We start from the raw sequence: 10,500 nt of genomic DNA, 5'->3' as shown, positions 1-10,500 counted from the left end.
GCCGTCGGGCTTTCACCCACGAGGCGAGATCTCCCCAGGTAAGAACGCACACCTTCATCGCACAACCGCCGCATCTACGCCACCTCGCCTTGGTCACAAGAGCTTTGCGGTTTTTGGCCCGCTCGCCCTGCTTGGCAACGCCTTCTATGCGGTTCTTGTTCATCGGCTCACGATTTACGCTCCACGCTTCCTTCCCACGTTCGGTCGCCCTCACGCAGTTGCGCTTCACTTCATTCACTGTGACCAGCTCCTGGCGGGACTTGCACCCGCAGGTGTGCGCCCATGCTGGGCGCACCAAAGAAAAGGCCTGGGCAAAATGCCCAGGCCTTTTTCAAATTCCAAACCCGGAATCTCTTAGTCGCCCCAACGCAGGGGGCCCACGTCCGGGCAAAACCCAAGCCTTACTTGGTGGCATCCTTGATTATTTCCTTGGCATCGCCAACGGCTTTTTGAACCCCGCCGTCCACCTGCTTGCCCAGGCCCTTGGCCTGCTGCTCCTTGCTACCGACCAGCTTGCCGGCGGCCTCCTGCACCTTGCCTGCCGCTTCCTTGAGGGTGCCTTTGACTTGATCCTTGTTCATGCTGAACTCCTGGTTGATTCGACGGAACTGACCCACACCGGGCCTGACGCCGCAAGCTCCAAAGCCTTGCCGCGACTCAACGGATCGTCGTGAACCGTTGACAGACCTTCAGCTTAAAAGCCGGCGCTCCACCCACGCGTAGGCCATGCGCCCTAGCGCCTGTGGTCAGGCCGCGCCTGACCCCGCCCGCCAAGGGCGATGGCGGCTGCAGGACAGTGGGCTTGGCATGCTTCGATTGCTACGCTATCAATAGCTGTCAGCGACCGTCAATCAAGGGCCACAGGCTTGTTTGATACATAAACTGGAGCGCCCGCATGCCGGGAAAACACCCACGCCAATCAGGCAAGCGCCCTGTCCTCACATGGCATGATCGTTACATACTGTTAATGAATGTGACAACCTGCATGGCGACTCTTATTCCTTGGATGGGGACATGTGTTTCCCGCATGACCGGTGACGAATGGCGACTGGCAGAGCCGCTAAGACCTCAATGCCAGCCTTTCTCTCAATTCTTGAGAAGGTAAACGGCAGATGGACTTGACCGCTTTCTCCACCATATCCGGTGCATTGGGAGTACTCGCTCCCTTATGTACTGTTGCGCTATTCCTATGGGTAATCTTGCGCACTCGATCGCGTCACTCATTGCTCTATCGCTTATGGCAACTGGTCCACGGCAATCAAGAGATCAGCGATCCTGAGGTTAAAGCATTTATCAGCGAGCAAAACAGCCTGATGTCGTTCCGGTTTATTGCTGGCGTTCCTGTAAGCACCCTGGAACATGCCCATCAACTCATTCAATGGACGAAGCGTCACAACGTGGAGATGTTCGCGCTTCGAATGGCTGGCGAATACTTTGATCCTGACTTGCGGCAAATCCGGGTTCAAAAATTACCTTCCAAATTAATGCAAGGAGCCAAACTTTTTTTGGCTACGCTCATAGGGCAGCTTGGCAGCGGTGGGCTGCAGGGTGCTGGCGGCAAGATCGTGCTTAGGCGTTAAAGTGCGAATCCCGCCGCTGAATGATTCCATGCCCCTGCTCCACAAGCGCTCCAAGCCCCTATTACCCCTCACGCGGTTAGCCGCCTGCGCACCACCCGCCTGGCGCGCAGCTCCAAACCCTTTCTTGCCCATGGCGGCCCGCGCGGGGAGCGCTGCGCGGGTTGCCGCCTGCTTCCCATCCATTGCCTGCGTGCCTTGCGCCCGATCATGGCCGACGTGGAGCCGCTCAAGCCCAGCAACACGGACTGGCTGATTGCCAATATGGTGGCCGAGCCGTTTCTCAATCGCAGCACCTTTTATGGTCGAGGCTCACCAGCAGCTGGAGATGCCCGCATGAGCAAGTCACTTCAAAATTAATAGCTTCTTACGCTTAATACATAAGCGCTAGCGGCCAATTTCACCCAAATACAGGCGCAACCCCTCCGTCCAGCCCCAAAACGGGCTGGCGCCAGCCCCACCGCGCAAGCCGGTCACAATCGACCGGATGAAAGCTCCCCCCAGACTCCAATCCCTTGTTGAAGAAGGCCTGATAGATACCGTGGTGCGTCAGCTCATGAGTGGCAAAGAGGCCATGGTCTTTGTGGTGCGCTGCGGTGATGAAACGCGCTGCGCCAAGATCTACAAAGAAGCGACCAACCGCAGCTTTCGCCAGGCGGTGGACTACACCGAAAACCGCAAGGTCAAGAACTCGCGCTCGGCCCGCGCCATGGCCAAGGGCAGCAAGTTTGGCCGGCAGGAGCAAGAGGCTGCCTGGCAAAGCGCCGAGGTCGATGCGCTCTACCGCCTGGCCGCAGCGGGCGTGCGCGTGCCGCAGCCCTACAACTTTCACGATGGCGTGCTGCTGATGGAGCTGGTGACCGATGCGCACGGCGATGCCGCGCCGCGTTTGAACGATGTGCTCTTTACCCAAGCCCAGGCGCTGGCCCACCACGCCACGCTGATCGCCGAAGTGGTGCGCATGCTGTGCGCGGGCGTGGTGCACGGGGACTTGTCAGAGTTCAACATCCTGCTGGCCCATGCGGCGGTGGAAGGCGACGCCGATGGCGTGCACTTCCCCGTGATCATTGACCTGCCGCAGGCGGTGGATGCTGCCGGCAACAACCACGCGCAGCGCATGCTGCTGCGCGATGTGGCCAATCTGCGCGATTTCTTTGGCCAGTTTGCCCCGGCACTGCTGAGCACCGACTACGGCCCCGAGATCTGGAGCTTGTACCAGGCCGGCTTGCTGACCAACGAAACCGCGCTGACGGGCCGCTACCAGCACGCCCATGCCAACGTGGACATGCAGGCCGTGCTGCGCGAGATCGACGACGCCCGCGATGAAGAAGCGGCGCGCAGGCTGCGCATGGCTGCGGCTTGAGGGCCAGTCCGAGACCAGCCCGGCCACATCGACTAAAAGCCGTCTACGTTGGGCACGGCGTGCGGCGGCACACCTGCCAACCCAGCGCCGCTCCCTTGAACCGGCTACCTGACCAAACAGTACGCCGTGTTGCGCCCGCCGCCTTCGAGCCTGCCCAGCACTCCCAGCGCCAACAGGTCGCTGATATCGCGCAAGGCGGTATCGGGCGAGCATTTGGCAAGCGCCGCCCATTTCGCGTTGGTAAGCTTGCCGTCCATGCCATCGAGCACGCGGTTGAGCACCAACGCCTGGCGCTCGTTCATGGGAGTGCCGGCCCAGCGTTGCCAAAACTGGGCCTTGTCCAATACGCCAGCCAGCAGGCCGTCTGCGCCCTGCACGGCGCGCAGCAGGCAGGCCAGAAACCAGCTCAGCCACGGCGTTACATCCAGCGTGCCGCGCTGAGTCGTTTCGAACTGGTCGTAGTAGTCCTTGCGTTCGCGCTGTATCTGGGCGCTAAAGCTGTAAAAGCGCTGGCGGCTTCCTTCGGCACGGGCCAGCGCCATGTCGCCCACGGCTCGGCTGACGCGGCCGTTGCCGTCGTCAAACGAGTGCAGGGTGACGAGCCACAGGTGGGCCAGCCCGGCGTGGATGAGTGCATCGCCCGCCACGGGGGCGTTGAACCAGTCCAGAAAGGCTCGGGTCTCGTGCTGCAGCGCTGAAGCAGGCGGGGCTTCGTAGTGCACCTTTTCGCAGCCCACCGGGCCAGAGACCACTTGCATCGGGCCTGCCGCGTCATTGCGCCACGCACCCACCTGAATGCGCAGTCGCCCGCTGTAGCCGGTGGGAAACAGTGCGGCATGCCAGCCGAACAGACGTTCGGACGTGAGCGCCTGGGCGTAGTGCTGGGTGGCGTCCAGCACCATGTCTACCACGCCGTCGACATGGCGGTCGGACGGGGCGAGCGCGCCAATGTCCACGCCCAGCCGCCGGGCGATGGAAGAGCGCACGGCATCCAGGTTCAGCGCTTCGCCCTCAATGGCGCTGGTAGTGATGACTTCTTGCGTAAGAGCCTGCAAGGTCGCTTGGTCGCGCTGTGCCAGCCCCAGCTCGGCCATGCGGCCCGCCAGATGACCCTGGGCGCGGTGCACCTGTGCCAGCGGCGCGGCCAGCGCAGCGGCGTCCCAGCGCCACTGGGGCCAGTCGGGGCGTTGCCAGAGGTAGGTGCGGTGGCGGGTTGGCTTTTCGGTCCACATGCGGTGATCATGGACTTATTCACCGCAAATTGTGCGGTGAATAAGCATCCCAATCGCCGCAAGGCTGCGCGCAGCTACTCGGGGCTGGATGCGTAGTGGACGGTGACGCGTCAGACGATACTCCTGATTTCATAGCTGCCAGCGCTCGCCCCATAAGCGCCAGAGGCCAATTTGATGTGGTTCCTTAGGCATACTCCGGCGTCGCGACTATGCGACATGAGCAGTATCCTGAAAAATGCGGCTCACACCTTCACCGACGCCCCTGTCGCATAAAACTGCCCGCCGGCCACGTAGTGCAGGGTGCGCAATGCCTCGGGTGCTTCGTCGAAATGCCAGTGGCCGTCTTTGAAGACGCGCTCATCGGCCCAGGCGGCCACCACTTCCCCGATAAACAAGTCATAGGCCTGCTGGTTGTGCGGCTCGGGGATGAGGCGACACACCAGCCAGGCGGCACAGCCGCGCACCAGCGGCACGCTGTGCTGGGGCGCGCGAAACAGTTCCACGCCGTGCTGGGCCAGCTTGTCGGGCAGGGTCTTGGCGCTGTCGGTGCCCACGGCAACGGTGAGCGCGGCCATGGGCACGGTAGGCAGTTGCAGGGCAAACAGGCCGCTGGCCTCGACCAGTTCGCGGGTGCGGGTGGCTTTGTCGAGCACCACAGTGACCTTGGGCGGGGTGAAGTCGAGCGTGCAGGCCCAGGCGGCCGACATGACGTTATCGACGCCGCCATGGCTGGCCGACACCAGCACGGTGGGGCCGTGGTTGAGCAGACGATAGGCTTTTTCGAGTGGGACGGGGGTGAAATGGCTGGGCTGCATGGTGTGAATGGGTGAGCTGAGTAAGGCTGATTCAAGGTGCCAGCTTAGGTGAAACTACGTGCTGCGGTTAGACCGGATGGTCAGGCGGTTGGCATCGCCGCTAACATGGGCCGGGACTTATTTCGCCCGATGTCGGGCTTTAACGGAGGATGAAAATGTTCAGTCATGTGATGCTAGGTGTGAATGATTTGGAAGTGTCGCGGAAGTTTTACGATGCGCTGCTCGGCACGCTGGGCATAGCCCCCGGGGTTGCCAACAAAAATCGCTATTTCTACCGCAGCGCGGGCGGCACCTTCGCCATCACCACGCCCATCAATGGTGAGGCTGCTTGCCACGGCAATGGCAGCACCATAGGGTTTGCCGCGCAATCGCCCGAACAGGCCGATGCCTTTCATGCCGCTGGCGTGGCCAATGGCGGCACCACTTGTGAAGACCCACCGGGCTTTCGCGAAGGCCCAGCGGGCAAGCTCTACCTGGCCTATGTGCGCGACCCCGACGGCAACAAGCTCTGCGTGCTGCACCGCCCGGCCAAATAAGGCGCTGTGGCCGCCATCGGCCGCGGCGGGCGGCAAAGGGCTGGCGGCTAAATTGAGCTTAGGCGTTAAAGTGCGTGTCCCGCCGCTGAATGACGCCATGCTCCACGCCTCTGCCCCCCAAGCCCCTCTCGCCCCTCAAGCCGTCCCTCACGCGCTGCCCCATGCGGTTTCCCGCCTGCGCACCACGCGCCTGGCGCGCAGCTCCAAACCCTTTCTGGCCCGTGGCGGCCCCAGCGGCGAGCGCTGCGCCGGTTGCCGCCTGCTGCCCAGCCACTGCCTGTGCGCCTTGCGCCCGGCCCTGCCGGTGCGGGCCGGGGTCTGCCTGATCATGGCCGACGTCGAGCCGCTCAAACCCAGCAACACCGGCTGGCTGATTGCCGATATGGTGGCCGACACCTTTGCCTTTGGCTGGGCGCGCACCGAGGTCGACCCGGCGCTGCTGGCCCTGCTGGCCGATCCGCAGTGGCAACCCTACCTGGTGTTTCCGGGGGAGTTTGTGGCGGCTGAGCGGGTGGTTACCGACACGCTGATCGCCTCAGCAAAAGGCCAGGCGGGCAAGCGCCCGCTGTTTGTGCTGCTGGACGCGACCTGGCCCGAGGCGCGCAAGATGTTTCGCAAAAGCCCTTACCTGGACAGCTTTCCGGTGCTCAGCCTGCAGAGTGAACAGCTGTCGCGCTACCGCCTGCGCCGCTCGCAGCGCGACACTCACTTTTGCACCTCGGAAGTCGCCGCCCTGTGCCTGGAGCTGGCCGGCGAGCCGCATGCGGCGCAGACGCTGGAGGCTTATCTGGATGTGTTCACCAACCACTACCTGCGGGCCAAGAACCAGCAGCCAGTGGACCTGGAGGACGCGGCGCACCAGCGCCTGAGCGGCTTGCGTTGGCCGGCTGCTGCCAGCCCCTTGTGAAGGCGAGCCCTGGGCGGCCCGCCAATGCTACTGTTTTTATAGCTGCCGCCGCATGCCAGTAGAGCGCCAGAGGTCGATTGGGTTTGTAACAACCAGGCCTCTAGCGAGCGGCGACAATCAGACTCAGGGCGCCAAGCGCCAACTCATCCAGGCATGGCCCAAGGGCCAGCCGCCACCCAACCCAAAGAGCCACCCCATGACCGACGACCTGAACCGACAGAACGAACTGAAGAAAATGGAGTTGTGCGATTCCTGCGCCGGCATCCAGCGCAACTGGCGCAAGGCCCCCGGCCACCCCGAGCTGGTGCAGGGCAACAACCGCCAGGAACGGCGCGGCGGCGCGCTGGTCACCGTCACCAGCTACCGCTGCGACCGCTGCGGCACCGCCTGGGACTACGAGAACGACAAGGCCAACCTCAAGGCCGGCTGGTCGGTGGTGGGGCGGCGCTAAACCGCGCTTGGCGGCGCTGCTTTATTTATGCCTGCGCCTGCACCGCCCGGCGCAAGGCCGCCCGCGCCAGCAGGCGGGTGGAATCCAGCGTCGGCAGCACGGCGTTGGCGTCGTTGATGATGAGGGGAATCTCGGTGCAGCCCAGGATGACGGCGTCGCAGCCTGCGCTCTTCATGCGGCTGATCAGCTGCTGAAAATAAACCACGCCCTCGGGCTTGATGAGGCCGCACACCAGCTCGTCCATGATGATGCGATTGATCTCCTCGCGCTCCGCCGGCTCAGGCCGCAAATAGGCCAGGCCCTGGGCGGCCAGCTTGTCCGGGTAGACCTCGCTGTTGACCAGCCAGCGCGTTCCGGTGATGCCCAGGCGGCGATAACCGCGGCTGGTGGCTTCTGCGGCCACCACTTCGGCGATATGCAGCCAGGGCAGCGGCGAGCGCGGCGCCACATGGGCAAAGGCCTGGTGAATGGTGTTGTCGGGGCAGATCAAAAAATCGGCACCGGCGCTGGCCAGCTTGTGGGCCGACGCCAGCATCAACTCGGCCACGCCCGGCATGTCGCCGCGCTCCAGGCAATCCACATAGTCGGCCAGCGAGGGCGTGTGCATGGAAACCTCGGGATGGGCGTGCGGGCCGAGCAGCTGCGCGCCTTCGATGCAAATGGTTTTGTAGCAAAGCGCTGCGCCTTCGGCGGAGCAGCCAACGATTCCGATGTGCTGGGTCATGGCTTGATCTTAGCTATACACGGCTGGCGCACAATGCACGGCTGCCACCCAACACAGGAATGAAACGGATGAAGCGTAGACGCTTGTTGACCCTGAGCTGCCGGCTGGCGCTGGCCGGTGCCGGCTTGTCAGCCCTGCCCGCCGCGCACGGCCAGCCCAGCTTCAGCGTGTCGGCCGAGCAGCTGCAGCAGGCCGTGGCGCGGCGCTTTCCGCTGCGCTACCCGGTCGGCAAGCTGCTGGATTTGACCCTGCAGGCGCCGCGTCTGCGCCTGCTGCCCGAGCTGAACCGGCTGGCTGCCGAGATGGCGGTGCAAGCCGCCGGGCCGGCGCTGCGGCGCAGCTATAGCGGCAGCTTCGATGTGGATTTCGCGCTGCGCTACGAGGCCAGCGACCAGACCGTGCGCGCCTACCAGCTGCGGGTGAAGGCCCTGAATTTTCCCGACCTGGCGCCCGGCCCCAGCGAGTTGCTCAAGGCCTACGGGCCGGCGCTGGCCGAGCAGGCCTTGCAGGAAGTCGTGCTGCACCAGCTGCGGCCGCAAGACCTGGCACTGCCCGACGCCATGGGCCTGCAGCCGGGCAGCATCACGGTCACCGACAAGGGGCTGGTGATTGACTTCGTCAACAAAGCGCCATGACGCCCCATCCATCGACCTCTGCTGGCACGGCCGGCTTGCGCATCCGAAACTTTCGCGCTGGCGATGAGGCGGCGCTGCGGGCCGTCTTTCATGCCTCGATTCACGGCCTGGCGGGCCGGGACTACAGCCCCGAGCAGCTCAACGCCTGGGCGCCGCTGGACTACGACGCCGCGCCGTGGGGCGAACGCATGCGCGCCAACCAGCCCTTTGTCGCCGAGATCGATGGCGAGGTGGTCGGCTACGCCGACCTGCAGGCCTCGGGCTATATCGACCACTTCTTTGTGGCCGCGACCCATGCCGGGCGTGGCGTCGGTGCGGCACTGATGGCGCACATCCACCAGGCAGCGGCGCGTGGCGGCATCACGCGGCTGTTTGCCGATGTCAGCCTGAGGGCCGAGCCGTTTTTCAGCCGCCATGGTTTTGTGCTGGAGGCGCGCCAGCAGGTCGAAAGGCGGGGCGTGGTGCTGCGCAATGCGCGCATGTACAAGCTTCTTTAGCTATGTCGGAATACGAAAACGACAAGGCCATGCCCAAGGCGGGCTGGTCGGTGGTGGGGCGCTAGGCGCCCGGCTTGCGCCGCAGCAACGTCATAGGAACGCCGCCAAATCGGGCCTTGCTGCGAACCGCCGCCAGGTTCGCGTCCATTTCACTCACATGCTCCGGCAGCCAGTGCAGGAGTTCGAGCGAAAGACTGGAGACCAGTCGCTGCGCGGTCGCCGGTGTCGTCGCCGTTTCGCCGAGGATGAGATGCACTTCGTCCAGGGACTTGAGGACTGCGGCATGCTCGTCCAGATGGCACTCGGCGTTGTTGCCGCCCAGGCGGCGCAGATCCGCATCCTCGCGGCCAAAATGCTCCCGCATCTCGGTGCGCAAGCTGTCCAGGGCCGCAACCGCCTCGCTGCTGGAGGCATCGAACAGCGCACCCACCAGACGGAACAGCTCTGCGTGCTCCCGGTCCAGATGGGCATCGCCCAGATTCATCGGCTGAAATGATTGGATATTCATGTCGACGAGATCCCCTAGCGGCCCAGATTGAAAGCGGTGTTCGTCATGTTGATCCTCGTGAAGTGAATCGGCTGTGACGCAGTATTGGCTGCGCACGGGCTTACAGCAAGCGGCGAAGTGAGGACATTGTTCTGTTTGTTGCCTTTGGCGTTTGGGGCTCGGAGGACGCCGTGCAGGCTCGATCGGCCAATTGCAACTTTGGAAACGGTTGCGCCCTGTCTGGGTTGGACTAACGACTTCGCGTCGCCAAGAATGCTACTCATGAACACACTTCAAGCAAGGCTGCATTCGATCGAATGGCTCGCCTCCGGAATCCTCGGCTTCGATTTCAGGCCGGTAGGTGAACATCGGTGGCCCACCGCTCCGGCGGGATCCCACATCGACGTGCACCTTCCCAACGGGCTGGTGCGCAGCTACTCACTGGTCAATGCACCGGGTGAACGCCATCGCTATGCGATTGCGGTAAACCGCGACGAATCCGGCAGAGGCGGCTCCAACTACATGCACGAGCAGCTGCGGGTCGGGCAGGTGTTGTCCATCTCTGAGCCGCGTGACAGTTTTCCGCTGAACGAAGCGGCTTCGCATTCGGTGTTCATCGCCGGCGGCATCGGCATCACCCCGCTGTGGAACATGGTCCAGCGCCTGTCGCAGATCGGGGCGCCGTGGACCTTGCACTATTCAACGCGAACGCCCGAAGGCACGGCGTTTGTCGACACGATCGCCGTGCTGGCGTCGCAGGCGGGGGGCCGGGTGCACATGAACTACGACGGCGGGATGAGCTGCAAGCGGCTGGACCTTGGGGCCATCGTCGCCGCTGCCCCGCCCGATGCGCATGTGTACTGCTGCGGCCCCATCCGTATGCTGGAAGCATTTGAATCCGCCTGCGCGCAGCGGGACCCTGCCCTGGTGCATCGCGAGTATTTTGCCGCGCCGGCGGCGGCGCAGCCGGCGGCGGCGCAGCCGGCGGGCGTCACGGACCAGGAATTTACCGTGAAGCTGACGAGGACCGGCAAAACGATTCCTATCAGTGCCGACATGTCTATCCTCGACGCGGTCCTGAAGGCCGGCGTGGATGTTTCCTACTCCTGCATGAGCGGCATCTGCGGGGCCTGCGTGACCAACGTCCTGGACGGCGTTCCGGATCACCGCGACCTGGTCCTGTCCGATGCCGAGAAAAACTCGGGGGAGACGATGATGATCTGCTGCTCCCGCGCGAAATCGCCGGAACTGACGCTGGACCTGTAAACGGGCGATA

Annotated in this window: 14 protein-coding genes and 1 pseudogene; 9 read left to right on the top strand and 6 right to left on the bottom strand. The window is 63.7% G+C overall.

The genetic code is table 11. The annotated features are described in order from the left end of the window. The coding region (locus BM160_RS22785) for a hypothetical protein (RefSeq protein ID WP_255368996.1) at nucleotides 1-238 on the bottom strand (238 nt) is incomplete at its 3' end. A gap of 163 nt (nucleotides 239-401) precedes the next feature. Continuing rightward, nucleotides 402-581, bottom strand: a complete 180-nt coding sequence (locus tag BM160_RS18315; RefSeq protein WP_092007612.1) for a CsbD family protein — start codon at nucleotides 579-581, stop codon at nucleotides 402-404. Nucleotides 582-1,112: 531 nt separating this feature from the next. On the opposite strand from BM160_RS18315, the gene BM160_RS22385 reads away from it, so the two are divergent. The 3 genes and pseudogenes from BM160_RS22385 to BM160_RS18300 all read left to right on the top strand — a co-directional run bounded on the left by BM160_RS22385 (nucleotide 1,113) and on the right by BM160_RS18300 (nucleotide 2,940). Further along, nucleotides 1,113-1,580 carry a DUF6216 family protein gene (locus BM160_RS22385; RefSeq protein ID WP_143093286.1) on the top strand — a complete coding sequence of 156 codons (468 nt, stop codon included), beginning with the start codon at nucleotides 1,113-1,115 and terminating at the stop codon, nucleotides 1,578-1,580. 60 nt (nucleotides 1,581-1,640) lie between these two features. Further along, nucleotides 1,641-1,859: pseudogene (locus tag BM160_RS18305) on the top strand (DTW domain-containing protein); the annotation flags it as partial. Nucleotides 1,860-2,064: 205 nt separating this feature from the next. Then, nucleotides 2,065-2,940, top strand: coding sequence for a PA4780 family RIO1-like protein kinase (locus BM160_RS18300; protein ID WP_092007610.1), 876 nt, complete (start codon nucleotides 2,065-2,067; stop codon nucleotides 2,938-2,940). Between the two features lie 104 nt (nucleotides 2,941-3,044). On the opposite strand, the gene BM160_RS18295 is transcribed toward BM160_RS18300, so the two are convergent. Next, on the bottom strand, nucleotides 3,045-4,172 hold the full coding sequence (locus tag BM160_RS18295) for a Fic family protein (RefSeq protein ID WP_092007609.1): 1,128 nt from the start codon (nucleotides 4,170-4,172) through the stop codon (nucleotides 3,045-3,047). A 242-nt stretch (nucleotides 4,173-4,414) separates the two neighbouring features. Next, the gene (locus BM160_RS18290; RefSeq protein WP_092007608.1) at nucleotides 4,415-4,987 is read right to left on the bottom strand and encodes a flavin reductase family protein; all 573 of its coding nucleotides are present in this window, start codon (nucleotides 4,985-4,987) and stop codon (nucleotides 4,415-4,417) included. Nucleotides 4,988-5,142: 155 nt separating this feature from the next. On the opposite strand from BM160_RS18290, the gene BM160_RS18285 reads away from it, so the two are divergent. The 3 genes from BM160_RS18285 (at nucleotide 5,143) to BM160_RS18275 (ending at nucleotide 6,881) form a co-directional block, all read left to right on the top strand. Next, nucleotides 5,143-5,523, top strand: a complete 381-nt coding sequence (locus BM160_RS18285; RefSeq protein WP_092007607.1) for a VOC family protein — start codon at nucleotides 5,143-5,145, stop codon at nucleotides 5,521-5,523. A 97-nt stretch (nucleotides 5,524-5,620) separates the two neighbouring features. Then, entirely contained in the window at nucleotides 5,621-6,430 is an 810-nt protein-coding gene (locus BM160_RS18280) for a tRNA-uridine aminocarboxypropyltransferase (protein WP_092007606.1), read from the top strand. A 196-nt stretch (nucleotides 6,431-6,626) separates the two neighbouring features. Next, on the top strand, nucleotides 6,627-6,881 hold the full coding sequence (locus BM160_RS18275) for a hypothetical protein (RefSeq protein WP_092007605.1): 255 nt from the start codon (nucleotides 6,627-6,629) through the stop codon (nucleotides 6,879-6,881). Nucleotides 6,882-6,906: 25 nt separating this feature from the next. Here the strand turns inward: BM160_RS18275 and BM160_RS18270 are convergent, their stop codons facing one another. Then, nucleotides 6,907-7,605: an aspartate/glutamate racemase family protein gene (locus BM160_RS18270; RefSeq protein WP_092007604.1), complete on the bottom strand. Its 699-nt coding sequence runs from the start codon at nucleotides 7,603-7,605 to the stop codon at nucleotides 6,907-6,909. Between the two features lie 68 nt (nucleotides 7,606-7,673). Here BM160_RS18270 and BM160_RS18265 point away from each other — a divergent pair, with 68 nt between their 5' ends. Both BM160_RS18265 and BM160_RS18260 read left to right on the top strand, forming a co-directional pair. After that, entirely contained in the window at nucleotides 7,674-8,240 is a 567-nt protein-coding gene (locus BM160_RS18265) for a DUF1439 domain-containing protein (protein ID WP_092007603.1), read from the top strand. Next, a complete protein-coding gene (locus BM160_RS18260) occupies nucleotides 8,237-8,737 on the top strand; it encodes a GNAT family N-acetyltransferase (protein ID WP_092007602.1) in 501 nt (166 codons plus the stop codon). Before BM160_RS18265 ends, BM160_RS18260 begins: the two co-directional genes overlap by 4 nt. Before the next feature lie 61 nt (nucleotides 8,738-8,798). On the opposite strand, the gene BM160_RS18255 is transcribed toward BM160_RS18260, so the two are convergent. Further along, entirely contained in the window at nucleotides 8,799-9,245 is a 447-nt protein-coding gene (locus tag BM160_RS18255) for a hemerythrin family protein (RefSeq protein ID WP_143093285.1), read from the bottom strand. A 261-nt stretch (nucleotides 9,246-9,506) separates the two neighbouring features. Between BM160_RS18255 and BM160_RS18250 the strand changes: the two genes are divergently transcribed. Next, a complete protein-coding gene (locus BM160_RS18250; RefSeq protein ID WP_255368995.1) occupies nucleotides 9,507-10,490 on the top strand; it encodes a PDR/VanB family oxidoreductase in 984 nt (327 codons plus the stop codon). Nucleotides 10,491-10,500: the final 10 nt, after the last annotated feature.

It is taken from the genome of Polaromonas sp. OV174 (assembly GCF_900112285.1).
GTDB lineage: Bacteria > Pseudomonadota > Gammaproteobacteria > Burkholderiales > Burkholderiaceae_C > Polaromonas.
Note: the sequence above shows the minus strand (reverse complement) of the source record. Positions and strands in the feature narration are given on the sequence as shown.